Annotated in this window: 16 protein-coding genes and 2 pseudogenes; 10 read left to right on the top strand and 8 right to left on the bottom strand. The window is 73.4% G+C overall.

Annotation, left to right across the window (positions count from 1 at the left end):
• Positions 1-35 precede the first annotated feature (35 nt).
• The 6 genes and pseudogenes from ACFY04_RS10470 (at position 36) to fxsT (ending at position 10,885) form a co-directional block, all read left to right on the top strand.
• Positions 36-1,064: an AAA family ATPase gene (locus tag ACFY04_RS10470; RefSeq protein ID WP_389115577.1), complete on the top strand. Its 1,029-nt coding sequence runs from the start codon at positions 36-38 to the stop codon at positions 1,062-1,064.
• Between the two features lie 6 nt (positions 1,065-1,070).
• Positions 1,071-4,412 (top strand): SAV_2336 N-terminal domain-related protein, encoded by a 3,342-nt coding sequence (locus tag ACFY04_RS10465; RefSeq protein WP_389115576.1) that lies wholly within the window; start codon positions 1,071-1,073, stop codon positions 4,410-4,412.
• 112 nt (positions 4,413-4,524) lie between these two features.
• Positions 4,525-4,719, top strand: a complete 195-nt coding sequence (gene fxsA, locus ACFY04_RS10460; protein WP_202199748.1) for an FxSxx-COOH cyclophane-containing RiPP peptide — start codon at positions 4,525-4,527, stop codon at positions 4,717-4,719.
• Between the two features lie 515 nt (positions 4,720-5,234).
• Positions 5,235-6,401 (top strand): annotated as a pseudogene (locus ACFY04_RS10455) (FxsB family cyclophane-forming radical SAM/SPASM peptide maturase); the annotation flags it as partial.
• Between the two features lie 140 nt (positions 6,402-6,541).
• Positions 6,542-7,798, top strand: a complete 1,257-nt coding sequence (locus tag ACFY04_RS10450) for an HEXXH motif domain-containing protein (RefSeq protein ID WP_389115574.1) — start codon at positions 6,542-6,544, stop codon at positions 7,796-7,798.
• Between the two features lie 63 nt (positions 7,799-7,861).
• Positions 7,862-10,885, top strand: a complete 3,024-nt coding sequence (gene fxsT / locus ACFY04_RS10445) for an FxSxx-COOH system tetratricopeptide repeat protein (protein WP_389115573.1) — start codon at positions 7,862-7,864, stop codon at positions 10,883-10,885.
• A gap of 558 nt (positions 10,886-11,443) precedes the next feature.
• Here fxsT and ACFY04_RS10440 read toward each other — a convergent pair.
• Positions 11,444-11,729: pseudogene (locus ACFY04_RS10440) on the bottom strand (hypothetical protein).
• Positions 11,722-11,976, bottom strand: coding sequence for a hypothetical protein (locus ACFY04_RS10435; RefSeq protein ID WP_389115572.1), 255 nt, complete (start codon positions 11,974-11,976; stop codon positions 11,722-11,724). Before ACFY04_RS10435 ends, ACFY04_RS10440 begins: the two are co-directional and overlap by 8 nt.
• A gap of 150 nt (positions 11,977-12,126) precedes the next feature.
• On the opposite strand from ACFY04_RS10435, the gene ACFY04_RS10430 reads away from it, so the two are divergent.
• Positions 12,127-13,419, top strand: a complete 1,293-nt coding sequence (locus tag ACFY04_RS10430) for a hypothetical protein (RefSeq protein ID WP_389115570.1) — start codon at positions 12,127-12,129, stop codon at positions 13,417-13,419.
• 11 nt (positions 13,420-13,430) lie between these two features.
• Complete coding sequence (locus ACFY04_RS10425; protein ID WP_389115569.1) at positions 13,431-13,985, top strand: GNAT family N-acetyltransferase; 555 nt, start codon at positions 13,431-13,433, stop codon at positions 13,983-13,985.
• Positions 13,986-14,111: 126 nt separating this feature from the next.
• Here ACFY04_RS10425 and ACFY04_RS10420 read toward each other — a convergent pair whose 3' ends face one another.
• The 5 genes from ACFY04_RS10420 to ACFY04_RS10400 all read right to left on the bottom strand — a co-directional run bounded on the left by ACFY04_RS10420 (position 14,112) and on the right by ACFY04_RS10400 (position 23,096).
• Positions 14,112-14,864, bottom strand: coding sequence for a hypothetical protein (locus ACFY04_RS10420; protein ID WP_389115567.1), 753 nt, complete (start codon positions 14,862-14,864; stop codon positions 14,112-14,114).
• Positions 14,865-15,104: 240 nt separating this feature from the next.
• Positions 15,105-19,016: a multifunctional oxoglutarate decarboxylase/oxoglutarate dehydrogenase thiamine pyrophosphate-binding subunit/dihydrolipoyllysine-residue succinyltransferase subunit gene (locus tag ACFY04_RS10415; RefSeq protein ID WP_389115565.1), complete on the bottom strand. Its 3,912-nt coding sequence runs from the start codon at positions 19,014-19,016 to the stop codon at positions 15,105-15,107.
• 271 nt (positions 19,017-19,287) lie between these two features.
• Positions 19,288-20,379: an ATP-binding protein gene (locus tag ACFY04_RS10410; RefSeq protein ID WP_373041043.1), complete on the bottom strand. Its 1,092-nt coding sequence runs from the start codon at positions 20,377-20,379 to the stop codon at positions 19,288-19,290.
• Positions 20,376-21,116 (bottom strand): response regulator transcription factor, encoded by a 741-nt coding sequence (locus ACFY04_RS10405; RefSeq protein ID WP_301366489.1) that lies wholly within the window; start codon positions 21,114-21,116, stop codon positions 20,376-20,378. Before ACFY04_RS10405 ends, ACFY04_RS10410 begins: the two co-directional genes overlap by 4 nt.
• A gap of 213 nt (positions 21,117-21,329) precedes the next feature.
• A complete protein-coding gene (locus ACFY04_RS10400) occupies positions 21,330-23,096 on the bottom strand; it encodes a glycoside hydrolase family 3 protein (protein ID WP_389115563.1) in 1,767 nt (588 codons plus the stop codon).
• A gap of 142 nt (positions 23,097-23,238) precedes the next feature.
• On the opposite strand from ACFY04_RS10400, the gene ACFY04_RS10395 reads away from it, so the two are divergent.
• On the top strand, positions 23,239-23,922 hold the full coding sequence (locus ACFY04_RS10395) for a TetR/AcrR family transcriptional regulator (protein WP_389115561.1): 684 nt from the start codon (positions 23,239-23,241) through the stop codon (positions 23,920-23,922).
• A 20-nt stretch (positions 23,923-23,942) separates the two neighbouring features.
• Here ACFY04_RS10395 and ACFY04_RS10390 read toward each other — a convergent pair whose 3' ends face one another.
• The gene (locus ACFY04_RS10390) at positions 23,943-24,530 is read right to left on the bottom strand and encodes a hypothetical protein (protein ID WP_389115559.1); all 588 of its coding nucleotides are present in this window, start codon (positions 24,528-24,530) and stop codon (positions 23,943-23,945) included.
• A gap of 54 nt (positions 24,531-24,584) precedes the next feature.
• Here ACFY04_RS10390 and ACFY04_RS10385 point away from each other — a divergent pair, with 54 nt between their 5' ends.
• On the top strand, positions 24,585-25,961 hold the full coding sequence (locus ACFY04_RS10385) for a hypothetical protein (protein WP_389115558.1): 1,377 nt from the start codon (positions 24,585-24,587) through the stop codon (positions 25,959-25,961).
• Positions 25,962-26,018 lie beyond the last annotated feature (57 nt).

Genomic DNA, 26,018 nt, shown 5'->3' with positions numbered 1-26,018 from the left:
GGCACGGACGACGCGAGGGAGGGAGCAGGAGCACCATGAATGACGAGTGGCTCATATACCGCGGGGTGGGCGAGCCCCACGACGGGATCGACGCCCTGCCCGACCCGCCGCCCTGGCGGGACTTCGACGGCGGCCCCGTGGCGGAGCCGGGCGGTCCGGCCCAGGTCGCCGACGGCAACGTGGCCCGCCGGCTCGGGGCGCACCGGCAGGCCGCCGAGCTGCACCGGCCGGAACCGGAGGAGCTGGAGGCCATCAACGCGGCCCTCTACCTGCGGCGGCCGCTGCTCGTGACCGGCTTCCCCGGCACCGGGAAGTCCACCCTCGCGCACGCCGTCGCCCACGAACTGAAGCTGGGACGGGTGCTCCGGTGGCCGGTGGTGTCCCGCACCGTGCTCCAGGACGGCCTGTACCGGTACGACGCCCTGGCCCGGCTGCAGGACGTCCAGATCGCCGCGAGCGGCGGAGGCGGCCCGGCCGCCGCCACGGACTCCGGGGTCCCCGGCATCGGGAAGTACATCCGGCTCGGGCCGCTCGGCACCGCCCTGCTGCCGACGGCCCGGCCCCGCGTCCTGCTCATCGACGAGCTCGACAAGAGCGACATCGACCTCCCCAATGACCTGCTGAACGTGCTGGAGGAAGGGGAGTTCGCCCTCCCCGAACTGGAACGGGTCGCCGACAGCGAGCCCGAGGTCCAGGTGCTCACCGACGACGGGACCAAGGTCACCGTCCGCGGCGGCCGCGTGCGCTGCCGGGCCTTCCCGTTCATCATCCTGACCAGCAACGGGGAACGGGACTTCCCGGCCGCCCTGCTGCGCCGCTGCATCCAGCTGAAGCTCGGGCAGCCCGGCGAGAAACGGCTCGCCACCATGGTCCGCGCCCACCTCGGCGAGGAAGCCGCCCGCCTCGGGGCCGACCTGATCCGCGAGTTCCTCAGCCGCTCCCAGTCCGAGCTGGTCGCCGCCGACCAGCTGCTCAACGCCGTCTACCTGACCCACTACGCCGCCCCGCCCACCCGGGAGGACCTCGCGGACCTGCTCATCCAGCGCCTCGACCGTCCGAGGTGATCGGCCGTGGCATCCGCCGGCGCGCCCGGCGTCCGTGAACTGGCCGCGCTGCTGCGCGCCGCCGGGCTCGACCCGTCCGCCGGGGAACTCGCCGACGCCCTGTGGCTGGCCGGGCACATCGGCGGGCCCGCGCAGGCCGCCCCGGGCGGGCTGGGGCCCGGCGCCCCGGAGACCGCGCCCGAGGATCCGGCCGGGGAGCCCGCCGAGCCCGTACGCGCAGACACGGAGGCCGACGCGCCGGTCGGGCTCTACGCCCCCGGGGCGGCCCGGGCCGACGGCGCCGACGGGGAACGGCCGGGGGAGTCGCCCGAGGAGTACGGAGTGCCCGTACGGGTGCCCGGGGCCGCCGCGCTGCCCCGCATCCTGGACATCCAGCGGGCCCTGCGCGCCCTCCAGCGGCACAGCCCGCCCGGCCCGCCCACCCGGCTGGTGATCGACGAGGCGGCCACCGCCGAGGCCAGCGCCCGCGCCCTCGGACTGGTCATCCCGGTGCTCCGGCCGGAGAGCCGGCGCGAGGCGACCGTACGGCTGGTGATGGACGCGTCCCCGTCGATGGCCGTCTGGCAGGACATGTTCGAGGAACTGCGCTCCGTGTGCGAGCGGTTGGGCGCCTTCCGGGACGTCCAGGTGCACTATCTGCACCGCCTCACCGACGGCACGGCCGCGCTCGGCCGCAGCCCCGAACCCGGCTGCGTACGCGCCTCCGGCCTGCGCTCCGGTGACCAGTTGCGGGACCCGACCGGCCGGGCCCTGACCATGATGGTCTCCGACTGTGCCGGGCCGCTGTGGCGCGAGGGCACGGCGCAGCGGCTGCTGCACCGGTGGGCCGAGTGCACCCCGTGCATGGTCGTCCAGCCGCTGCCGCAGCGGCTGTGGGGGCGCAGCTGGCTGCCCACCGAGCGGGGCACGCTCACCCGGCCCGAGGGCGGCGGGCCGAAGCTCACGTTCCGGCCGGACCGGCCGCCGCTGCCCGGGCGGCCCACGGGCGGGCTGACCGTGCCGGTGCTGCCGCCGAGCGCGACTGCCCTCGGCGCGTGGGCCCGGCTGCTGGCCGGGCTGACGGCCGGGCCCGTACCGGCCGAGGTGGGCCGGGTGCTGGCCGACCATCCGGCCGCGCCCCTGCCGCCGCCGCGTGCGGTGCGGCCGCCGCGCGAACTGGTGGCGCGGTTCCGCTCCTCGGCCGCGCCCCGGGCCGTACAGCTCGCGGTGTACCTCTCGGCGGCGCCGCTGACGCTGCCCGTGATGCGGCTGGTGCAGCGCACGATGCTGCCGGACTCCGAGCCCTCCGACCTGGCGGAGGTGCTGCTGAGCGGGCTGCTGCGGCGCAGCGGGCCCGGGCCGGGGCACTGGTACGAGTTCGCCCCCGGGGTGCAGGACGTACTGCTGGGGCCGCTGGGGCGGGACGAGGCCGCGCTGGTGCTCAAGCACTGCTCGGAGTACGTGCTGGCGCACTTCGGCCGGGGCGTACGGAACTTCCCCGCGCTCGCCGTCTCCCAGCTGACCGGGACCCCGCCGGCGGTCGCCGACCCCGGACCCGAGGAGGACGAACGGGCGCCGGAGGGGCGGCTCCCGCAGGCCTTTGCACAGGTTTCGGCCAAAGTCGTACGGCGCTACCTGCCCGGGATGCCGGAGGAGGGCCCCGCGGTGCGCCGGCCCGCCGCGGCCCCCGTGCCCACCCGGGCCGGGGCGGTGCGCGCCGCCCGGGACCGGCTCGCGGACGCCGACGCCGACGGGGACGCCGGCGCGCGGGCGCTGTACGAGGCCGTGGCGGTGCTCCGGCGGGCGGTGACGGCCCCGGCGGGGCCCGGCGATCCGCCGGAGGAGGCGGAGACCGAGCTGGCGGGCGCGCTGCTGCGGCTGTGGGCGGCCCAGCGGGACCCGGAGCTCCTGGCCGAGGCGGAACGGGCCGTGACCGGGCTGCGGACGGCGCGGGCGGGGGCGGTGCTCGGCCGGGTGCTGTACGAGCGGGCGCTGGCCGGCGGACCGGACGCGGAGCTGCTGGCGGCGGCGGACATGGAGTTCGCGGCGGCCGGAGCCGCGGCCGAACCGGAACTGCGCCGGGACTGCGCGGTGCGGCGCGCGGAGACCCTGATCCGGCTGAGCGGGCTGCGGGACGAGGCGGGCGCGCTGCGCGAGGCCCGGGCGGCCCTCGAACCCCTGGCGGGCCGGGCGCCCGGCACGGTCCCGGCCTCCGGTACGGACGGCGGCCCGGGCAGCGGCGGGGACGGCGGCGGGGATGGCGGCGGGGATGGCGGCACGGGTGGGGGCATGGATGGGGGCCCGGCCCCGTATCCCGAGCTGCACCTGGCCCTGGGCCGCGTCCTGCTGGCCCTGCTGCCCCGCACCCCGGACCCGGCCGAGCGCACGGCCCTGGCCGGACAGGCCGCGGCCCGCCTGGCCGCGGCCCTGCCCGCCCCGCCCGCAGCCCATGGCCGCACCGGCCACACCGGCCGCACGGGTCACACCGGTCACACCGGCCGCACCGGCCCGGGCACCGCACAGGTACGGGTGGAGCTCGCCGACGCGCTGCGCCACCTCCCCGGCCGGCTGGAGGAGGCCGCCGGGCAGCTGGACTCGGCCCTGGCGGAGGCGGACGGGGACCCGGAGCTGCGGGTGGCCGCCCTGGTGTGCCTGGCCCGCGTGCACCGGGAGCGCTACGCGCGGGACGCCGACCCGACGGCACTGGAGGACGCGGCCGAGGCGTACGCCCGGGCCCGGCGGCTGATCCCGCGCGACGCGGAGGCCTTCGGGGAACTGCTGCCCGAGTGGGGCGACGTACTCCTGGACCGGGCCCGGGCCACCGACGGGCGGCGGTTCACCGGGGCCGCCGTACGCGTCCTGCGCGAGAGCCGGGCCGCGGTCCCGCAGTCCGACCCCGGTGCGGCCCACCGGCTGCTGCGGCTGGCCACCGGGCTCCGGCTGCGGCACACCTACGAGGGCGACCCGGTGGACCTGCGGGAGACCGAGTACCTGCTGGAGCTGGCCGTCCGGCACAGCCGCAACCCGCTGGAACAGGCCCGCATCTGGCGGGACCACGGCGACGTCCAGCAGGAGATCCACGGCCACACCCGGGCGCTGGAGCGCCTCGACCGGGCGGCGGACTCCTACCGGCGGGCCTGGCGGGCCGCCCTGGAGGCCGACGTGGAGGAGCGCGAGGACACCGCCGTCCAGCTGGCCGCCCGCGTACAGCAGTTGCGCGGGGACGTGCTGGAACGCCTCGCCCGGCCCCGCGCGGCCCTGGACGCGTACCGCTCGGCGCTGGAGCTGTGGACGCGGACCCGGGAGGGCGCCGCAGGGCGCTCGGAGGCGGTCCGCGCGCGGATCCTGGCCCTGGAGGCCGGGCTCTGACGCCCGGGCCCAGGGCGCGGCCCTGGCCGGGGGCCGCTGTTTCCACGGACCGGCCGACGGGAAAAGGAAGTGGACCATCCGGTGTGCGACGCGACAGGGGGCCCGGCGGCACATGGTGACGAAGCAGCAGGAAGTGGCGGCGGCGACCCCGGGATGTCCGGGGCGGCTGCCGGATCTCTCCGGGCTGGACCTGGCGGCACTGCGCGGGATCGACCATCCCGTGCTGGCCCGGGTGATCGAGGGCATGGTCGAGCGGGTGACCCATCCCGCGGAGATCCTCAACGCCTTCGACTCCAGCGTGGCCTGATCGCAAGCACCGTGCCTGATCCGTCCCACCTTGAAACCGAGTTGACCACTTTCCGCCGTTAGCAGGGACCGTCCCCAGGGCAGGGATGGACCGTCCGCCGGGGTGTCCCCGGGCGGTTGTTGCCGGGGGAGGGAGGTGCGGCGATGCGGCGAGCGGTCACGAGCGGAACCGCGCTGCCCGCACCCGGCGGCCCCGACCCCACCTCGCCCCCCGACCCCGCCCCGCCGGCCCACGCACATCCCGCCCCGCTCGCCGATGCGCACGCCGACGAGGCCGCCACCGCCCCGCTCGCCGGCGCGCACCCTGCCCCGCACGCCGACGCGTCGCCTCCCGACCCTGCCGCGCCGGCTGACGCACATCCCGCACCGCTCGCCGATGCGCAGGCCGCCGCGCGCCCTGCCCCGCTCGCCGATGCGCACGCCGGCGCGCACCCTGCCCCGCTCGCCGACGCGGCGGCCGCCGCCCAGCGGCTGCGCCACGCCCGGTACGCGCCCTGGCCCTACACCCGGCTCGACGTGGCCGCCGCGCGGGCCGCCGGCCACCGGCCGCACCCGATACGCCAGTTCGTCCTCAAGACCCGCAGCCGCTGCAACCTCGCCTGCACCTACTGCTACGTCTACGAGATGGCCGACCAGGGCTGGCGCGACCAGCCGCCCGTCATGACCCCCGCCACCATCGCCCGCGCCGCGCAGCGGATCGCCGAACACGCCGCCGCCCACGACCTGCCCCGGATCGACCTCGTCCTGCACGGCGGCGAACCGCTGCTCACCGCCCCCGCCCAACTGGCCGAGCCCGTCGACGCCGTCCGGGCCGCCGTGGCCGGGGCCGCCCCGCGCACCCGGGTCACCGCCACCGTCCAGACCAACGGCACCCTGCTCACCCGCGGCCGCCTCGCCGCCCTGGCCGCCGCCGGGATCCGCGTCGGCGTCAGCCTCGACGGCGGGCTGCCCGCGCACAACACCCGCCGGGTGGACCACGCCGGACGGCCCGGCTTCGCGTCCGCCGCCCGCGGCCTGAGGCTGCTGGCCCGCCATCCGCAGAGCTACGCGGGGGTGCTCTGCGTCGTCGATCTCGACCACGACCCGGTGGAGACCTACGAGTCCCTGCTCGCCTTCGCCCCGCCCAGCATCGGGCTGCTCCTGCCGCTCGCGAACTGGAGCGATCCGCCCCCCGGCCACCAGCCGGGCCGGACCCCGTACGCGGACTGGCTCCTCGCCGTCTTCGAACGCTGGTGGCACGACGGCGTACGGCGCACCCGGATCCGGCTCTTCGAGGAGATCATCGCCCTGTTGCTCGGCCTGCCCACCACCACCGAGACCCTCGGGCTCACGCCCGCCGCCACCGCCGTGATCGAGACCGACGGCTCCATCGAACAGGCCGATTCACTGAAATCCGCGTACGAGGGGGCCGCCGCGACCGGGATGACCCTCGACACCCACAGCTTCGACCAGCTCCTCGACCACCCCGGATTCGCCGCCCGCCAGCTCGGCCGGGACGCTCTCGCCGCCCGGTGCCGCGCCTGCGAGCTGGTCGACGTGTGCGGCGGAGGGCACTACCCGCACCGCTACCGCGCCGGCGAAGGCTTCCGCCGGCCCTCCGTGTACTGCGCCGACCTCCAGCCGCTGATCCGGCACATCGCCGCCGCCGTCCAACGGGCCGCGCAGACCGCCCTGGCCGCCGCCGAGACCCCGGCCGCCGAGACCCCCGCTGCCGAAGCCCGCGCCGCTCAAGCCGCCCCGTCCGGAGCCCGCGCCGCTCAAGCCGCCGCGCCCGTTGTCCCCGCCGCCGAAGCCCCCGCCGTCCACCCCCCGGCGGTCGCCTCATGACCGACGCCCTCACCGCCTTCACCGTCTCCTCGCCCACCCTGCGCGCCCTCGCCTCCACCGAACCCTCCGTGGAAGGCACCCGCCTGGTCCGCGCCGTACGCCGCTCCAAACGCCTGCTCCTGCTGCGCGCGGTCCTCGACGCCGCCCCCGGCGGCCGGTCCGGGGAGACCGCCGACCACTGGGCCCTGCTGGAGGAGGCCGAGCGCCGCGACGCGGGCGCCGTGCGCGACGTACTGCACTACCCGGCCACCGGGGTGTGGGCCGAGGAGACCCTGCGCCGGCTGCACGCCCCCTGCGGCCCCCCGCCCGACCTCGGACACCTCGGGGCCCTCGCCGTCGCCGCCGCCCTGCGCGCCGGCATCCCCTTCAGCCACACCCTGCGGCCCCTGCACGGCCGGCTCGTCCTGCCCACCCTCGGACTGCTGCGCCCGGACCGTCCCGGCCCGCTCGCCCTCTCCGAACGCTCCTGGGACCCCGACGACCCCGCCACCGTGCCCCTGCACGCCCTGCCCGGCGGCCGGACCGCCCTCGACGACCTCGACCCCTACCGGGCCCCCGGCCCCGCGCAGCCGGCCCCGGTCCGCCCCGCCCGCCGGCTCACCCCCAAGGGCCACAAGCGGTGGGACACCCAGTGGTCCGGCGCGCTCACCCTGCTCCAGCGCTACGACACCATCCGCGCCGAGGAGACCGTCCAGCTGCTGCGCTCCGTCGTACCGCTGGCCGGCGGCTCCCGCTCCAGCGGTGCCACCCTCCCCGCGGCCGCCGGCTCCGTACTCGCCCGCGCCCAGGCCCCGCCCGCGCTCGCCGCGACCCTCGTCCACGAGGTCCAGCACGGCAAGCTGACCGCCCTCACCGACATCCTGACCCTGCACACCGCCGACCACACGCCCCGCCACTGGGCCCCCTGGCGCAGCGACCCCCGCCCCCTGGAGGGCCTGCTGCACGGCGCCTACGCCCACCTCGCCCTCGCCGGGTACTGGCAGCGCGCCGCCCTCTACGGGGCCCGCGGCGCCTGGGCCCAGCACGCCCGGATCCGCGCGCAGGTGGCCGCCGTCCTGCCCACCCTGCGGTCGCACGAACAACTGACGACCGCAGGACGGGAGTTCACCGACGCGATGGGGGCCGCCGAACGCGCCATGGACGACCTGCCGCCGCCCGGCGACCAGCACACCGCGGCCCGCCGCGCCGTCGACCGCGAACGCCGCGCCTGGTGCGAGGCACACCCCGAACTCGCGCCGTTCGCACACGGCTGACGGACCGTCCGCTGCGGTACCTTTCAAGCCCGTCCACCGCCCGGATTCCAGGGAGACGGCCCGATGACCACCGGTAGTCGCCAGGACCGTGAACCGGCGGCGCAGCAGCCGCCCCAGCCGCCCCAGCCGCAGCGATTCGTCATCAGCTTCGCGGGATTCAACCGCCCCTGGGCGGTGTGGATCGCGCACCGCCTGGAGGAGCACGGCCACCGCGTCGCCCTCCAGCGCTGGGACCCGCAGAACAGCCCCGGCATCGACCAGGCCCTCGACGACCTGGCCCGCTCCGGCAGCCGGGTCCTCCTCGTCCTCAGCGAGCGCTACTTCTCCGCCGGCACCCACACCGACGAGCAGTGGAACACCGCCCTGCGCGCCGTCACCGACCGCCACCCCGACCGGTTCGCGGCGGTCTGTCTCACCGACGCCCCGCTGCCCAGCGCCGTCGCCGTACTGGAGAAGACCGACCTGTGGGGCCTGGACGCGTACGAGGCCGAGTACCGCGTGCTGCGCCGCCTGGAGCTGCCCACCGACCGGATCGGCACCGAGACCGGCCGCCGCGGCCCCCGCTTCCCCAACGACCCGCCGGAGATCTGGGGCCGCGTCCCGCGCCGCAACCCGCGCTTCACCGGCCGCAACGACGTCATCGGCAACCTGCGCGAGGCACTGACCGAAGCCCCGCCCGGCGCGTCCACCGTCACCCTCCTCGGGCTCTCCGGCGTCGGCAAGACCCAGGTCGCCACCGAGTACGCCTACCGCTTCGCCTCCGAGTACGACGTGGTGTGGTGGGTCCCCGCCGAGGACCGGCCCACCCTGCGCGAACGCCTTGCCGACCTGGCCCCCGCGCTCGGGCTGCCGCGCGGGGCGGGCAGCTACGGCGAGCAGATCCGGGCCGTCCTCGAAGCACTGCGGCGCGGGAACCCGTACGGCCGCTGGCTGATGGTCTTCGACGGCTGCGACAACCCGGACGACCTGATCGACCTGCTGCCCTCCGGCGCGGGCGACGTGATCATCACCTCGCGCAACCGCGAGTGGGCCGCCCGGCACACCAGCCTGGTCGAGGTCCCGCTCTACGCACGCCCCGAGTCGATCACCTTCATCCGGCGCCGGGCCCTGCGCCTGACCGCCGACGAGGCCGACCAGCTCGCCGAGGCCCTGGAGGACTACCCGCTCGCCCTCGACCAGACCGCCGGCTGGCTCGCCGACTCCCCGCTGCCGGTCGGCGACTACCTCGTCCTGCTCCAGCACCGGATGGACTCCCGCGAGGCCGTCACGGTCTCCGAGGACTACCCCCTGCCCTTCCCCACCGCCCTCGCCATACTGCTCAACAACGTCCGGGAGAACTTCCCCGACGCCCTCGCCCTGCTCCGGCTGTTCGTCTTCTTCGCCCCCGGCCCGGTGCCGCTGCGCCTGCTGCGCGAATTCCCCGCCGACGACGTGCCCGAACAGCTCGCCGGGCTGATCAACGACCAGATCCGGTGGAACGCCGCCCTCAACAAGCTCGTCCAGTTCTCCGTCGTCCGGCTGGAGTACTCCGACCTGGCCGTGGAGGACGGCGGCGGCGGGCTGGAGACCGTACAGCTGCACCGCATGGTCCACGGCATCGTCCGCGAGGACCTCTCCGAGGGCGAGGCCGAACCGCTGGCACGCGCTGTACGCCAGGTCCTCGCCGCCGCCGACCCGGGCCGGCCCTCGGACTCCCGCCTGTGGCCCCGGTACGCCGAACTCATCCCGCACCTGGCCACCTCCGGGGTGCTCACCAGCAGCAACCCGCGCATCCAGAACTTCCTGCTGCACTGCCTGCGCTACCTGATCCTCGCCGGGGAGTACCGCACGTGCCTCCGCCTGTCCGAGGAGACCGACCTGATCTGGCGGGCCCTGCTCGGCGAGGACCACCCCAAAGTCCGCGAACTCAGCTACCAGTACGGCGAAGCCCTGCGCAACCTCGGCCTGTTCCGGCGCGCCGAGACCCTCACCCGCGCCCGCGCCGACCGGCTCGCCGGGGAACGCGGCGAGCGCGACCTGGAAACCCTGCGCGCCACCAGCTCGTACGGCGGGGTCCTGCTGTGCATCGCCCGCTTCGAACCGGCCCGGGAGATCTTCGAGCACTGCCTGGCCACCTACCGCGAGCTCCTCGGCGAGGACGACTCCACCACCCTCGCCGCCCAGAACAACCTGGCCGCCACCTACCGCCTGCTCGGCCGCTACCTGGACGCCTACGACCTCGACCTGGACACCCTGCGCCGCCGCGAACGGGTCCTCAGAACCCATCACATCTCCACCCTGTCCTCCGGGATCGCCTGCGCCATGGGGCTGCGGCTGATGGGCCGCTACCACGAGGCCCAGACCCGGCAGGAACAGGGCGTGAAGATCAACACGCAGGTGCTGGGCCTGGAACACCCCCAGACCCTGCGCGCCGAGCACAACCTCGGGATGTGCCTGCGCCGCTCCGGGGACATCCCCGGCGCGGGCCTGCGGCTGCGGACCGTGTGGGAACGGGCCACGAGGGTCTTCGGGGCCGACTACCCGTGGACCCTGATGGTCGCCTCCGACTACGCCACCTACCTCAGGGAGTACGGGGACATCGGCGAGGCCCGCCGGATCTCCGAGGACGTGGTCCGCGGCTACCAGTCCCAGCTCGGCCTCGCCCACCCGTACAGCATCGGCACCGTCGGCAACCTCGGCCTCGTGCTGCGGGCCCAGGGGGAGCGCGCGGCGGCCCTCTCACTCGCGGAGCAGGCGCTGGTGGGCATGCGCGGCGCACTCGGCGACCGGCACCCCTGGACACTGGGCTGCGCCCTGAACGCCACCGGCCACCGCAACATCACCGGGCGGCTGGAGGACGCGCTGGACCTGAGCCGGGAGACACTGCGCGGGGCCGAGCGGGTGCTGGGCCCGGACCACCCCATGGCCCTGAGCGCCCAGATCGCCCTGGCGGCGGACCTCCGGTCGGTACGGGAGTACGAGGAGGCGGCGAAACACGAGGACGCGGGCATCAAGGGCCTGACCCGCACCCTGGGCGCCCAGCACGTCCACACGATCTCGGCGAAGCAACAGACCAGACCGTACTGGGACTTCGAGCCCCAGCCGTAGGGGGGCGGGGTCGGGGTCGCGGTCGGGGTACGGGACCCACGTGCGCGGGGCCTTCGCCCCCTCGGCCCCACCGATCCGGGTCGGTGGCTGCCCACCCGCCTCCCTCGGCGGCGGGGTGGGGCCGATGGCCTGCTGGACGGGGTCGGGCGGTGGTGAGTTCTGGCCCGGCGGACTGTCCTGCGAGGCCGGGCTCCGCTGAGCGGGAGCTGCGCAGGCGGAATCAGGGATGTCCTGGGGGTTTCCCGTCCGTCTCATCGTCTCTCCGGTTCGGGCCGGTCCCTCAAGGGCGCTCCTACGTCGCGTCACTGCGTGATGGCCTTCGGCCACCCTTGACCGACCGACCCGCCCCGGACATCCGAAGACTGCCGGGAAGCCCCCGAAGGAACGGGCCGGTCCAAGCTTTCAGGGACGGGGCGGCCAGAGATGCGCGGGCGGGTGCCCGAGGGGGCGCATCCCGAGGCGGGGCCCATCCGCACCGGATTCCGGGTCCGGGGCGGCCGAAGCTCCGTCCTGCGGCGGACAGATGGAGCCGGCGGCGCATCGGGCGGCCTGGACGCCTCAGATCGCTACGCGCTTCTCCATGACGGCGGCGAACGGCCGTCCGGGGTTGGGTCCTGGGGCCGTCGGACGCGGTTGGTCAGGCCGGCTCGACGTTGCCGACCGCGGTGGTGAACTCGCGGCCGGACGCGGCTCGGATGTAGGCCAGCTCCATCCAGTGCGGGTGGACGGAGTCCGACACGTCCTCGTTGATCACGGCCATCAGCACTCCTTCGGTGCCGGACGCGAGATCGCGTACACGGCGGCGCAGTAGGCGATGAGGCACGTACTCGTACCGCTCAGTCATCGGACGGTCCTTCGATTGACGCAATGAAACGCTTCCACCCGACGAGTGCCCGGTCGAGGAGTTCCTGACTGGGTTCGGGCTCCGGGCTGAGCCGGGGGATGGCCGGGCACCGGGCGCACTCGCAGCTCGGGAAGGCGAGGGGGTTCACGGGCGGGCTGTCGCGCACCTTGGGGGCGACGACCACATCGGCGCGTTCGCGGACCACTTGTCCCGTCAGGGTGTTGATGTCGTACACGCGAATAGTCATGGGCATGCGCGCTCCCGCAGCTCAGAGGTGTTGTGAATCCTGCGTGCCACCAGTGCACCGTCTGAGGGGGCGCCATGGGTCGCCGGGCACCGGACGTTTGGGCGGACGTTTTCCCGCCTGCCAGCGCGGCCAGATCACTACGGTGAAGGCGTGATCAGCGACCGAGAGGGGGAAGCGCGCATGGCGGGGCAGGTGACGGGGGCACTGGCACGGTTACGGCACGCCGCTGGCTACACGCAGGAGTCGTTCGTCGAGGCGTTCCGGCAGGAAGCCGTCCGCCTCGGCATCGCCGCTTCGGTGAGCGTCCGGCAACTGCGGCGGTGGGAGCGCGAGACACCTCCGCCGCTACCGCATCCGGGACAGCAGGCCGCGCTCGAAGCCCTCTTCGGCGTACCGCTCCCCGAGATGGGCTTTGACCTCCCTGCACATCGCGTGACGGTCGCGGCGCCGATCAGCGACGCTGGAGGGGTGAAGAGGAGAACGTTTGTTGCGGACGCGGGCGTCCTCGCCGCAGCGGCCCTGATCCCGGCCGCACCGGGGCCCCGCGTCGGTACGGCCGATCTCGGACGGCTAAGAGAACGGCTGGACGGGCTCTATCAGACGGACCACACGGCGGGCAGCGTACCGGCCGGGGTACAGGCCGGATACATCGAGCAAGAGCTCACGCGCGCCCTCGCGAGCGCCTCGTACACGTCCCGTGTCGGTCGGGAGCTGCAAACGATGCTCGCCGAGCTGCACGGTCATCGTGCCTGGTACGGCTACGACGGTGGACGCATCGCCGAGGGCCGTGCCGCTTGCATGGAAGCCCTCGCCGCGGCGCAGCTCGTCGACAACCCACTGCTACAGGTCTCGGTGCTGGAGACCCTGGTACTCCTCGCTGTCAAGGCAGACCGGTCGTGGGAAGCGGCGAGCGCGGTCGAGAACGCCTACCGCCTTGCGAGCCGAGCGGGTGCCGGTCCGACGGTTCACCTTGTGATCGCGCTGCGCGATGCCAACGTCGCTACCCATGCCGGGGATCTGCCGGGCTCGCGTCGTGCTCTGACTCGGGCGGTCAGCTACCAGGGGCGCGCGGACTCCGATTCGGACGTACCGAACTGGGCCCGGTTCGTCGGGCCTTTCGAGGTCGACTACGCGACCGCGGACATGTACGTGCGCGCCGCTCAGCCCAAGAGGGCAGTGCCGTTCCTGCGAGCGGCCCTGCGCGGCATCGGGGGTGGGCTGGCCCGGAATAGTGCCTCGTACCGCGTCAAGCTCGCCGATGTGCTGTTGGCCGCCGGGGAGGTCGACGAGGCGTGCGCCGAAGTGAATGGTGTGCTTGACACCTGGGGCGGTATCGCGTCGCCCCGTCTGCTGGGCAAGGTGCGTGACTTCAAGAAGGCGGCCGGGGTAGTCGACAGTCCAACCGCCCGCGCGTGCGTGGAGCGCATTCACGAGACCGTATGAGAGGGCGTCCAATGACCCAGCCAGAGGCAGTGTCGGTTGAGCAGCTCGACGGGGCGGCCGCCGTGGCGGCCGAGAGTGCCTTCCGACTGGTCTACGCCGAGGCGTTTGCCGAGCCGCCGTACGACGAGAACGAGAGCGACGTGTCTGCCGCGTTCCGCCGCTTTCGGTCACAGACCCGTAAGGCCACCTTCCGGAGCACCCTGGCGCGCAGCTCGGACGGCCAGCCCGTCGGGATCGCGTACGGGTACCCGCTCGGGCCGCGGACGGGCTGGTGGGATCAACTGACCGAGCCCGTGCCCGAGGAGATGCGGAGGGAGGACGGTCGGCGGACCTTCGGACTGATGGAACTCGCCGTGCGTGCCCCGTGGCGCAGACAGGGGATCGCCAGGCTCCTCCACGACGCCCTGCTCGACGGTATCGATGCCGAGCGGGTCCTCCTCAACGTCCACCCTGGGAGCGCGGCTGCCGTGGCCGCGTATCGGGCTTGGGGGTACCGGAAGGTCGGCGACGCGCGCCCTTGGGAAGGCGCGGAAGTGCATGAGGTGATGGTGCTCGACCTCTGGTGAGCGGGCTTCCGGTGAGTGGCCTGCTCAGCCGGAAGGCGCCCGGGCCTCTTCGAGGGCCGGGCCTTCCTCAGGCAGGGGAATGCCTCGCGGCACGCTGGGTTCCGCTCGGCGTGAGGCTGCCGGTCGTCAGACCTTGCACTGGTGCTGCTCGGCCCGCAGCGCGAGCTCGGTGCGCTCCCGGCGGGCCGCGTCCGCCTCCTCGCGGACCTTGTCCAGGCGGTCCTCCAGCTGGGCGACCCGCTCGCGGTAGCGCTCCAGCTCGGCACGTACGAACTCCACGTCGGCCACCTGCTGCGCGGTCTCCTGGCGGATCTTCTCCGTCTCCTCCTCGAACCGGTGCTTGGCCACGTCCAGCTGGGCGATGGCCATGTCCGCGGCCTCCTCCGCCAGCGCGGTGCGCTGCTCGGCGTCCAGGGTGCGCTGGGCCGCGGCCTTGGTCACGGTCTGGATGCGCGCCTCGGCGGCGGCCGAGTCCGTGATGATGGCCAGTTCCTCGATGTAGCCGGGCAGGTCCGTGGCCAGCTGGGAGATGAGCGCCACGAGGTCGTCGCGAGTACCGGATCCGTCCTTGCCCTCCATCGCGGCTTCCATCGCGGTCTCCATGGCGGCTTCCATCGTCTGCTCGACGGGGGGAGCGTGCGGGGTGGGCTGTGCGGGGACCTGGACGCCGGCCGCCGCCTTGGCCGCCTTCTTGGCGTCGGCCGCCTGGCGTTTCTCGTCCTTGCGCTGCTGCCGCTTGGCCCGGAACCTGCGGAACGCCCCCAGCGCGTTGTGATCCGGGTGAGCGCAGTACGTGGGCTCGGGGTTGCCGGGCGTCGGCGCCTCCGGGTGGTTGGTGCACTCCGGGTAGGCGCAGAGGGGAAGCGTCTCGACCGTCATTGTCCTGCTTTCTCATGAGATTTCGGGTTCGCCGGAGACCACCGGTATCGGGTGCGGCTCGCGCCGTCCGGTCGCACTCGGTGATGTACGAACACGCTAGAGGCAGCAGGGGACTTGTGGGCGCCCCAAGAGGGGGCGTCATACATCGGTAAGATCATCGGCCGTCCGGGGCCACGACAGCCGGAAGGCCCGGCCCCCGTGAGGGGCCGGGCCTTCCGTACCGCTGGGATCGGGGCGGGGTTACGCCTCGAAGACCTCGTTCAGCAGGAGCTGCTGCTCCGCCTGGTGGCGCTTCGCGGAGCCCACCGCCGGGGACGAGCCGTGCGGGCGGGAGATGCGCCGCAGGCGCTCGCCGGCCGGGACGTCCGCGCCGACCGCCAGGTCGAGGTGGTCGATCAGGTTCAGCGCGATGAACGGCCACGCACCCTGGTTCGCCGGCTCTTCCTGGGCCCAGATGTACTTCGCCGCGTTCGGGAACTTGGCGATCTCCGCCTGGAGTTCCGCGCCCGCCAGCGGGTACAGCCGCTCGATGCGGATGATCGCGGTGTCCGTGATGCCGCGCTTCTCGCGCTCGGCCTCCAGGTCGTAGTAGACCTTGCCGGCGCAGAAGACGACCTTGCGGACCGCGTTCGCGTCCACCGTGGCGTCACCGATGACCGGACGGAACGAACCGGTCGTGAACTCCTCCGCCTTCGACGCCGCAGCCTTCAGACGCAGCATCGACTTCGGGGTGAAGACGATGAGCGGCTTGTGGTGCGGGTTGTGGACCTGCCAGCGCAGCAGGTGGAAGTAGTTCGACGGGAGGGTGGGCATGGCCACCGTCATGTTGTCCTGCGCGCACATCTGGAGGAAGCGCTCGGGACGCGCGGACGAGTGGTCCGGGCCCTGGCCCTCGTAGCCGTGCGGGAGGAGCAGCGTGACACCGGAGGTCTGGCCCCACTTCTGCTCGGCCGAGGAGATGAACTCGTCGACGACGGTCTGCGCGCCGTTGACGAAGTCACCGAACTGGGCCTCCCAGAGGACCAGCGCGTCCGGACGGGCCAGCGAGTAGCCGTACTCGAAGCCCATGGCCGCGTACTCGGAGAGCAGCGAGTCGTAGACGTTGTAGCGGGCCTGGTCGTCCGAGAGGTAGAGGAGAGGCGTGTAGTCCTCGCCCGTCTCCCGGTCGATGAGGACCGCGTGGCGCTGGCCGAAGGTGCCGCGGCGGGAGTCCTGGCCGGACAGCCGGACCGGGGTGCCCTCCATCAGCAGCGAGCCGAAGGCGAGGGTCTCGCCCATGCCCCAGTCGATGGTGCCCTCGTCGATCATCGCCGCGCGGCGCTGCAGCTGCGGCAGCAGACGCGGGTGGACCGTGACGCCCTCGGGGATGGTGACCTGGGACTCGGCGATCCGCTTGACGACGTCCTGGGAGATCGCGGTGTTCACGGCGACCGGGAAGTCGGCGGACGGGGCCGGGGCGGCCGGCGCGGCGACCGCGGGCTGCGTGGCGGCCTCGCGGACCTCCGCGAAGACCTTCTCCAGCTGGCCCTGGAAGTCCTGGAGCGCCTGCTCGGCCTCTTCCAGCGTGATGTCGCCGCGACCGATGAGGGACTCGGTGTAGAGCTTGCGCACCGAGCGCTTCTTGTCGATCAGGTCGTACATCAGCGGCTGCGTGAACGCCGGGTTGTCGGACTCGTTGTGGCCGCGGCGGCGGTAGCAGATGAGGTCGATGACCACGTCCTTGTTGAACGCCTGGCGGAACTCGAAGGCCAGCCGGGCCACGCGGACGACGGCCTCGGGGTCGTCACCGTTCACGTGGAAGATCGGCGCCTCGATCATGCGGGCCACGTCGGTCGCGTACATCGAGGAACGCGAGGACTCCGGGGCGGCGGTGAAGCCGACCTGGTTGTTGATGACCACGTGCACGGTGCCGCCGGTGCGGTACCCGCGCAGCTGCGACATGTTCAGCGTCTCGGCGACCACACCCTGGCCCGCGAAGGCCGCGTCGCCGTGGAGCGCGAGGGGCAGGACCGTGAAGTCCGTGCCGCCCTTGTTGATGACGTCCTGCTTGGCGCGGGCGACACCCTCCAGGACCGGGTCCACCGCCTCCAGGTGCGAGGGGTTCGCGACGAGCGAGACCTTGATCTGCTCGCCGTCCAGGCCCGTGAAGGTTCCCTCGGCGCCCAGGTGGTACTTGACGTCACCGGAGCCGTGCATGGACTTCGGGTCGAGGTTGCCCTCGAACTCGCGGAAGATCTGCGCGTACGACTTGCCGACGATGTTCGCCAGGACGTTCAGGCGGCCGCGGTGGGCCATGCCGATGACGACCTCTTCGAGGCGGGCCTCGGCGGCCGAGTCGATGACGGCGTCGAGCAGCGGGATGACGGACTCGCCGCCCTCCAGGGAGAAGCGCTTCTGGCCGACGTACTTCGTCTGCAGGAAGGTCTCGAAGGCCTCCGCCGCGTTCAGTCGGCGCAGGATGCGCAGCTGCTCCTCGCGCTCCGGCTTGGTGTGCGGGCGCTCGATGCGGTCCTGGATCCAGCGGCGCTGCTTGGGGTCCTGGATGTGCATGAACTCGACGCCGGTGGTGCGGCAGTACGAGTCGCGCAGCACGCCGAGGATGTCGCGGAGCTTCATCATCGACTTGCCGGAGAAGCCGCCGACCGCGAACTCGCGCTCCAGGTCCCACAGGGTGAGGCCGTGCTCGGTGATGTCGAGGTCGGGGTGCTTGCGCTGCTTGTACTCCAGCGGGTCGGTGTCGGCCATGACGTGGCCGCGGACCCGGTAGGAGTGGATCAGCTCGAAGACGCGGGCGGCCTTCGTGACGTCGTCGTCGTGCGAGGCGTCGATGTCCCGGTTCCAGCGGACGGGCTCGTACGGGATGCGCAGCGACTCGAAGACGGCGTCGTAGAAGCCCTCCTCGCCGAGCAGCAGGTTCGCGACGATGCGCAGGAACTCGCCGGAGGCCGCACCCTGGATGACTCGGTGGTCGTAGGTCGAGGTCAGGGTCATGACCTTGGAGATGCCCAGCTTGTTCAGGGTGTCCTGCGAGGTGCCCTGGAACTCGGCGGGGTAGTCCATGGAGCCGACGCCCATGATGACCGACTGTCCGGGCATCAGGCGGGGCACGGAGTGCACGGTGCCCAGGCCGCCGGGGTTGGTCAGCGAGACGGTGACGCCGGTGAAGTCGTCCATCGTCAGCTTGCCGACACGGGCGCGGCGGACGATGTCCTCGTAGGCCTGCCAGAACTCGAAGAAGTTGAGGGTCTCGGCCTTCTTGATGCCGGCGACGACGAGCTGGCGGTCGCCGTTGGGCTTCACCAGGTCGATCGCGAGACCGAAGTTGATGTGCTCCGGCTTGACCAGGGTCGGCTTGCCGTCCTTCTCCGCGAAGGAGTAGTTCATGGCCGGCATGGCCTTGATCGCCTGCACCATCGCGTAGCCGATCAGGTGCGTGAAGGAGATCTTCCCGCCCCGGGCGCGCTTGAGGTGGTTGTTGATGACGATGCGGTTGTCGAACAGCAGCTTCACCGGGACGGCGCGGACGGAGGTGGCCGTCGGCACGTCGAGGGAGGCGTTCATGTTCTTGGCGACGGCAGCCGCCGGGCCGCGGAGCGTCACCAGCTCGGGGCCCGCGGGGGCCTCGGTGGCGGGCGCGGCCTTCTGGGGGGCTACGGAGGAGGGGGCGGGCGCGGCCGGTGCGGCGGCCGGGGCCTGGGAGGTGACAGTCACAGCAGGGGCACCAGAGGGGGTGGCAGGAGCAGGGGCAGGAGCTGACACAGGCGCAGAAGCTGGCGCGGCGGCAGCCGCTCCAGTGGAGCCGGTGCTCGCACCGGGAGTCGGGGCAGGTGCTGCGGCGCGCGCCGCCCCCGTGGCGGCGGCGTCGGTGGCCTGCGGCGCCGCGGTGACGGTGGTGGCGGCCTGTGCGGAGGCGCCGTCCGTCGTCGCGGGCTTCTCGGGACCGTCCGACTTCACCGGAGCGACAGCGCCACCCGGCTTGTAGTCGGCGAAGAAGTCCCACCAGGCCCGGTCGACCGAATTCGGGTCCTGGAGGTACTGCTGATAGATCTCGTCGACGAGCCACTCATTGGCGCCGAAGCCTGAGGCAGGGTTCTTCCCGCCCTCTGCTGCTTCGGTCGTGGTGCTCGAGTTACTGGGGGACTGTGGCGACACGGCGGCAACCGCCCTCTTCCGCTTCACAAGGTATGGACAGCGGGAATAAAGGCTACGCCTCCTCGGGCGCTGCATGCAGGCCGGGCGGGACTTACGTCGCGCAGGTCACATCGAACGGCGGGTTTCGTCACGTGGAATGGCGGGAAACGAGCCTGGTTCGGGTAGGGGGCACCGAGGTTGCGGCCCCCTTGGCTTCGCACCCCTGACGGACCCCGGGTACGTGTGGCCGAGATCATGTCCTTCCCACTCGAACCCTACGTCAACACGACGCCTATGAGCTGCCCGGAAGCGTGACGAGGATGCGGCAGCCGCGTGACGATTCGGCCACTCCGATCCGGCCTCCGTGCAGCTCCACGGCCCAGCGGGCGATCGCCAGGCCCAGTCCGGTGCCTCCGTCGCCGCCGCGCGCGCTGCCCCGGTTGAACCGCTCGAAGACGCGGTGGCGCTCCGCCTCGGGGATGCCTGGGCCCTCGTCCCGCACCTCCAGCACCAGGCTTCCGGGCGCGTCGCCGGTCCGGGCGCGGACCGTGACCCGGCCGTGCGGAGGGCTGTGCTTGACCGCGTTGTCGATCAGATTTGCGACCACCTGGTGCAGCCGCTCGGCGTCCGCGTGCGCCCACAGCTCGGGCGGGAAGACGTCCAGGTGCAGGTGCACGTCGTTGCGGGTGTGCCCGCCCGAACCGGAGAGGAGGCCCGGCCGGCCGGCGGCCGCCAGCCGCGATTCCTTCAGTACGCCCGACAGGTACGGCCACACCTCGAAGCGGCGGGCGCGCAGCGGGACCACGCCGTTGTCCACCCGGGACAGGTCCAGCAGGGTCTCCACGAGCCCGCCGAGCCGCTCGGTCTGCTTCAGCATCGTGCGCATGGTCTCCGGATCGGCGGCCGAAACCCCGTCCACCACGTTCTCCAGCACGGCCCGCAGTGCCGCGATGGGCGTGCGCAGCTCGTGCGAGACATTGGCGACGAGCTCCTTGCGGTGCCGGTCCACGGCCTCCAGGTCGTCCGCCATCAGATTGATGGTGGAGGCCAGGTCGCCCAGCTCGTCGCGGCGCCCCGCCCCGCGTACCCGCCGGGTGAAGTCGCCGTGGGATATCGCGCGGGCCACCGTCGTCATGTCGTCCAGCGGCGCCGTCAGGCTGTGCGCCACGAACTGGGTGATCAGCATCGAGGCGATCACCGAGAAGACCGTGATGAAGCGCAGCTCGGTGTCGGTACGCAGGGCCACCAGCAGCAGGCCCGTCGTGATGAAGACCGAGACCACCACGAGCGTGCCCAGCTTGGTCTTGATCGAGAAGGGCGAGAAGGGCCGCAGCCCCGCAGGGGGCCGCTGCCGCTGCCGCTGCCGGTTCGGCGGGCCGTTCATGCCTGGGCCGGGGTCTCCAGGGCGTACCCGACGCCGTGGACCGTACGGATCCGCTCCGCGCCGATCTTGCGGCGCAGGGCCTTGATGTGGCTGTCGACCGTACGGGTCCCGGACGCGTCGGCCCAGTCCCACACCTCGGCCAGCAGCTGCTCCCGGGAGAGCACCGCCCGCGGGGTCCCGGCCAGGCACACCAGCAGGTCGAACTCGGTGGGGGTCAGGTGCACGTCCTCCGTGTGCACCCGGACCCGGCGCTGGGCGTGGTCGATCTCCAGATCGCCCAGGCGCAGGGTGGCCCCGCGCGGGGTGTGCGCGGCCATGGTGGCCCGCTCCACGCGCCGCAGCAGTACGTGGACCCGGGCGGCCAGCTCGCGCATCGAGAACGGCTTGGTCATGTAGTCGTCCGCGCCGACCCCGAGCCCGACCAGCAGGTCGGTCTCGTCGTCACGCGCGGTGAGCATGAGGACCGGCACGGGCCGCTGGGCCTGGACCCGGCGGCAGACCTCCAGGCCGTCGAAGCCGGGCAGCATGATGTCGAGGACCAGCAGCTCGGGCAGCCAGGTCTCGGCCGCGGTGACGGCCGAGGGGCCGTCGCCGGCGGTCTGTACCTGGAAGCCCTCGGCGCGCAGACGGGCCGCGATGGCTTCGGCGATGGTGTGGTCGTCCTCGACGACCAGCACACGCCGCTGGGCGCCGGGTGTCGCCGCGGCGCTCTGATGGGTGGTGTGTGTCTGTTCCATGTCCGCCCCTGAAGATCCCGCGTGAATGGGGTGCAGCGTAGAGGAGGCGTCGGCCTGCGGCTACGTGGGGTTCGGACATGGCATATGTGCTGGACGACGATAAGCGGAATGTGTGGTACCGGGTGCCGGTCCCCCCACGGGACCGGCACCCGGCGGGCGAGACCGGTCAGGTGCCTCGCCGTCCTTGCCCTCCGAGGGGCGTCCGGGGGGTGCCTACGGGCCCTGGAGGGTCAGCCCGTGGCCGTGCGGGAAGACCGGGTCGAGAGTGTCGTTCGGCACATCCGGCCGGGACGCCTCGACGGCCTTCATCGAGCGCGGGAGCTCGAAGGGGAGGCGGCCCCCGGGGGTGGCGCGGCCGAAGGCCACGTCCAGCAGGGCGGCGTCGCCGGCCCCGTAGTCGGCGATCAGGGCCGCCGCGCGCTCGGCGATCTCCGGGATGACGGCGGCCCGCTCCAGGTTGATGCAGACCAGGGTCGGGACCTGGTCCAGGAGGGCCAGGATCTGAGCCAGTTCCGGCTCGGGGAAGGCCAGCGAACCCGAGTGGAAGTAGGACTCGAAGATGTTCTCGCGCGGCTCGTACGGGGTCCGCAGCCGCAGGACGGCGAGATCCGCGTCGGCCGGGTCGGCGACGACCTCGCCGTACCCGGCGGCGACGGCCGCGTCCACGTTCCGCACGTACAGCTTCGGCCCCGTGGTGAGCGGGAGCAGGCCGTCCCGGTTGGTCAGGACGGTGAGGGAGCGGCGCTGGGCCGCGGCCCCCAGGGCCGTGAAGTCGGACCGGCCGACGATCTCGGCCGCCGCGTCCGGGTCCACGTACGGGTCCTCGAACAGGCCGAGCGTGAACTTCTCCCGCAGCAGGCGGCGTACCGAGTCGTCGATCCGGGACTCCGCGACCCGGCCCGAGCGGACCAGCTCCACGATCACCTCGGGGCACTGCTCACCGCCGAACTGGTCGCAGCCGGCCTCCAGGCCGCGCGCCGCCCGCTCGGCCACGCTCAGGTGCTCCAGGCCCCAGGCGCGCGCCGGATGCACCTGCCCGAAGATCGTCGCGTCGTCGAGCAGCCCCCAGTCGCTGCAGACGATGCCCTCGAAGCCGAGCTCCTCGCGGAGCAGGCCGGTGACCACGCCCTTGTTGAAGCCGAAGCCGACCTCCTCCCAGTCCGTGCCGATCGGCTGGCCGTAGTACGGCATCATCTGCGCGCACCCGGCGGCGATCGCCGCCCTGAACGGCTCCAGGTGGTGCTCGCGCATGCCGCCCGGGTAGACCTGCTCCTTGCCGTGCGCGAAGTGCGGGTCCTCGCCGTCCTTCTGCGGGCCGCCGCCGGGGAAGTGCTTGACCATCGCGGACACCGACCCGGGTCCGAGGGCCGGGCCCTGCAGGCCGCGTACGTATGCCGCCACGAGCTCGCCCGTCAGCCGGGCGTCGGAGCCGAAGGTGCCGGACTGGCGGGCCCAGCGGGGTTCGCTGGCCAGGTCGATCTGCGGGTGCAGGGCGACGCGGAAACCGACGGCGAGGTACTCGCGGCGGACGGTGTCGGCGAACCGGTGGACGAGCTCGGGGTCGCCGATGGCGGCCAGGCCCAGGGCCTCCGGCCAGGCGGAGAAGGCACCGGAGTTGAAGGACGCGCCGACGTTGTCGGTGAAGGTGTGGCGCGGGTCGGTGGAGAGGGTGACCGGGATGCCGAGGCGGGTGGCCGCGGCCATCTCCTGGACGGCGTTCTGCCACCGGGCCATCTCGCGGGGCCCGTAGGTGCCGAGCAGGTTGAAGTGGGTGAGGTGGCGGTCCTCGATCAGCTCGGGCGTGGTGAAGGGGAGCATCGAGCCGTCGGTCTCGGTGACCGGGGTGCCGTCCGCGTTCATCATCAGCATCGAGTGGAAGAGCTGGCCGGCCTTCTCCTCCAGGGTCATCCGGGAGAGCAGGTCCTCCACGCGGCGGTCGACGGGCAGCGCAGCGTCTTGGTAATCGGGCGTCGCGTTCATGGCGGGACTCCTGGAGCACGTGACCGGGCGGATCGGCACGGTCAAGGTAGAGCCGAAAACCATGCACCTGCTAGGTTTTTGAAAAGTGAGCTGGGTCACGCGGGCCGGACGGCCGGAAAACGCCGCGCCTTAGGCTGTCCGCATGGCACAGGACACGGGGCGCACGGAGCGGACCGAGCGGACCGAGCGGACGGAGCGCAAGGCCTCGAAGGCCTCGAAGGGCTCGGCCCGGGGGACCTACGCGGTGGGCGACGCCCGGAGGCAGAAGATCCTCGACACCGCCGTCGAGCACTTCGCGCAGTGGGGCTTCAACGCGTCCTCGCTGGCCCGCATCGCCGCCGACTGCGGGATCACCCAGGGCGGACTGCTGCACCACTTCCGCGGCAAGGAGGACCTGCTGCTCTCGGTCCTCGCCCAGAGCGAGCGGCACGACGTGGAGCGGCTCTTCAGCGAGCCCGCCGAGTCGGTCGCCGCCCACTTCGCCACCGTCGTGGAACTCGCCGCCGACAACGAGCGGCGGCCCGGCATCGTCCGGATGTTCAACACCCTGGTCGGCGAGTCCGGCAACCCGGAGCACCCGGCACACGCGTACTTCACCCAGCGCTACGACCGGGTGCTCGGCTACACCGTCGACCTGCTGGAGGCGGGCGTCGGCCGCGGCGAACTGCGCCCGGACACCGACTGCGGGGCCGTCGGCCGGGAGATCCTCGCCGTCATGGACGGCCTGCAGATCCAGTGGGTGCTGGCGCCCGGAAGCGTCGACATGCCGGCCCGGCTGCGCGGATTCCTGGACCGGCTGCTGCGGGACATTTCGGCCGCGTCCTGAGTGGCGGCCCGGTCACCGCACTAGCCGCCGGTGAACGGGGGCAGCGCGTCCAGCACCTTCGTCAGGGCCTCCGGCAGGGACCCCTGGCCGCCCGCCACCTCGTGGCCGTCGTGCACGAAGGCGTAGAAGTACCCGTCGTAGATCGTGGGGCCGCCGGTGGCGATCCGGGGCAGCCGGGCGAAGTCGGCCTCCCGCAGGGCGCCGCGCAGGGCCGCGAGCTCCGCCCCGGACAGCTTTCCGGTGCCCGTCGGCTTCGCCCCGGCGTCCAGCCGGGTGAAGGAGCCGTCGCCCCTGACGACGAGGGTGTGGGTCTGCCCGGCGAAGCCGCCGGTGCGGGTGACCCGGACCAGGGTCTCGCCGGGGGCCGGGACCTGGCCGGCCGTGGGGCTCGTGGCCGGGCCGGCCGTCGCGCGGGTGCTCGCGCCCGTGCCCGTACTCGCGCCCGTGCTCGGGTCCCCGCTCGGGTCCGCGGACGCGCTCGCGCTCGTGCCCGGCCCGGTGGAGGACTTCGGGGCCGGGTCGTCGCCGCCCGCGGTACCCGAGGGCCCGCAGCCCGCCAGGACCACCGTGCTCAGCACCGCCGCCGCAACCGCTCGTAACGCGTGCACACCCACCTCCGCAGGGACTTGTGTCCAACCCCGAGTATGGAGTCCGCACACCCGTTGCGACACCCGTCCCGACCGCACGCGGAGGCCGACATCAGCCGGATCGCCCCCTGGCGCCTGCTCCCGCCGCTGCTGGCCGTGCTCCTCGGCCTCTGGGGCCTGGAGCGGGGCGGCAGCATGTGGCGCGACGAGTCCGTCACCTGGCAGGTGGCCCACCGGCCGCTCGGCGGGATCGTGGAGCTGCTGGGCCGGGTCGACGCCGTCCACGGGCTGCACTACGTGCTCATGCACGGGGTGTTCCAGGTGTGGGAGGGCGGCCTGTGGGCGCTGCGGCTGCCCTCCGTCGCCGCCACCGCCCTCGCGGCCGCCGGGGTGGCCGCCGTCGCCCACCGGCTCGCGGGGGAGCGGGCCGCGCTGCTCGCGGGCTGCGTGTACGCCGTACTGCCGCCCGTGCAGATGTACGCCCAGGAGGGGCGCTCCTACGCCCTGGTCGCGGCCGCCGTGGTGTGGGCGACGTACCTGATGCTGTGCGAGCGGTGGCCGGCCTACACGGTGGTGCTGCTGCTCGGCTGCTGGCTGCACGAGTTCGCCGCGCTCGCCCTGCTCGCCCACGCCTTCACCGCGTGGCGCTCGCGCGGCTGGCGCCGGAGCGCCGCCGCCGTGCTGGTCCTGCTGCTGCCGCTCGCCGTGGTGAGCGCCCTGCAGGCCGAGCAGCAGCTCGGCTGGCTCGGGCGGCCGAGCTGGCAGGACTGGGTGGCGTACGGGGTGGTGGGCGCCGCGGCCCTGCTGCTCGCGCGAGGCGCTCCGCCCGACCTCGTACGGGTGGCGCTCCCGCTCGTCCTGCTGCCGCCCGGGGTGCTGATGGTGATCTCACTGTTCAACCCCTGGTACGTCGACCGGTACGTGATCTACGCGCTGGCCGGGCTCGCCCTGCTCGCGGGGGTCCGGCTCGCGCAGGCCCGCGGATGGTGGCCGTGGCTGCTGGCGGGCGCGCTGCTGGTGCCGTTCGCCGTCTGGTCGGTGTGGCTGCGTACGCCGGAGAGCCGCAAGGACGACGTGCTCGCCGTGGCCGCCGCGGTCCGGGAGCGGGCCCGGCCGGGGGACGCGGTGCTGTTCATGCCCTCGCGCCGGCGCGAGTGGCTGCTGTCCTCGCCCGAGCTCTACGGGGAGCTGCGCGACGTGGCCCTGGACCGCACCCCGGCGGCCTCGCACAGCCTCCAGGGCACCGAACTGCCCCCGGACCGGATCCGCTCGGCGCTGCTGGCCTCGCCCCGGGTGATCGCCCTGCTGGACCCGGCCGGTCAGCCGCTGGACCCGTACCCGCGGGAGGCGGTCAAGCGGGAGGAGCTGGCGGCCCGCTTCGAACTGTGCTCGACGACCGGGGTGCGCGGCGCCCGGGTGGCGGTCTACGCCCGGCCGGGCGGCTGCGGCTGACCCCCGCGCGGGGAGCCGGTCCGGGCCGCGTCGGAGGATGGGGGCCCGTGTCGTACA

The sequence above is a fragment of the Streptomyces sp. NPDC001549 genome, assembly GCF_042894025.1.
GTDB classification, from domain to species: domain Bacteria; phylum Actinomycetota; class Actinomycetes; order Streptomycetales; family Streptomycetaceae; genus Streptomyces; species Streptomyces kutzneri.
The sequence above is the reverse complement of the archived record's forward strand: the minus strand, read 5'-3'. Positions and strand labels throughout refer to the sequence as shown.